The sequence below is a fragment of the Pseudovibrio sp. WM33 genome (assembly GCF_001623165.1).
GTDB lineage: Bacteria > Pseudomonadota > Alphaproteobacteria > Rhizobiales > Stappiaceae > Pseudovibrio.
Map to the genome: position 1 here is coordinate 2,516 of NZ_LMCK01000043.1, position 1,146 is coordinate 3,661.

At 51.0% G+C, this 1,146-nt stretch carries 1 protein-coding gene; it reads left to right on the top strand.

Going from position 1 to position 1,146, the window contains the following annotated elements; translation table 11 throughout:
* Positions 1–709, top strand: a 709-nt coding sequence (locus PsWM33_RS08840) for a PfkB family carbohydrate kinase (RefSeq protein WP_244276675.1), incomplete at its 5' end; no start/stop codon positions are given.
* Positions 710–1,146: the final 437 nt, after the last annotated feature.

Sequence of the window (1,146 nt, forward strand, 5' to 3'; positions counted from 1 at the left end):
CGACTGGCTGTCTCGCATGTTCCGCGACATGGCGGCCAAGTATTCCATTCCGATCCACGGCGCTAAAGTGAAGGAAAGTTCCCTCTCCTTCATCATGCCAAAGGATGGCAAGCGTGCCATCGTGCGTTGCCGTGACAACGACTTCCTGCATCCGGTTCCTGAACTCAACCTCGCTGGTTGTCAGGCGCTGCATGTAGACGGTCACATCCCACACGCTGCTCTGCATTATGCAAAGATGTGCCGCAAGCATGGCATCCTGACGTCTCTGGATGGCGGTGCCGTTCGTGAGAACACCGAGGAGCTGCTCGACTACATTGATGTAGCGATCGTTTCTGAGTTGTTCTGTGAGCAGCTGGAAAAATCCCCGGAAGACACACTGGAATACCTGCGTGCCAAAGGCGTGAAGGTCGGTGGTGTCACTCAGGGCGAAAAAGGCCTGCTGTGGTACGAAGACAAGTGCCCGATCAAGCGTTTGCCAGCTCTGAAAGTGCCAAAAGAACGCGTCATCGACACCAACGGTGCGGGTGATACCTTCCACGGCGCCTATGTTTACGGCTACCTGGCAGACCCTCAGGGGACTTGGGAAGACCATTTCAAACTGGCTCGTGCGGCTTCCGCACATGCCATTCAGTTCCTCGGCAACGAGGCCTCTCTGCCAACCGTCCTCGATCTGGACAATGTGCAGAAAAACTTTCCTGCGAGCGACTAATCTAAGCGGCTTTGCCATGGGTGAAGCCATTTAGAGCCAAATAAAAACAATAAGAACGAACAATAACAATAATAGGCCCCACACGGGCACATGTTCATGTGGCGTTCGCACACTCAAAAAGCCCCGTCTCTTTATGAGGCGGGGTTTTTATTTTGTCTTTTTCATATGTAACGCCAAAGACCCGGACCAGCTTCCCTTAGTTATTGTCAGCTATACCCCCTTGTTTCAGGCGGATTAGAAAAGGTGGAAAGCCCCAGTCTGCAGATATTTTCTGCAGGATCACACCAGTGAAAACCAAGATATCTCTGGCTTCTCATTCCCGACTTTTAATAACGTTGAATATTACGGGCTCAGTTTCACTAATATTCTTCACGAGTTCCAGAGAACATAAGTAAGCATGATCAGCCCCACTTGAGTGGTCCGGTTTGAAAGTTAGT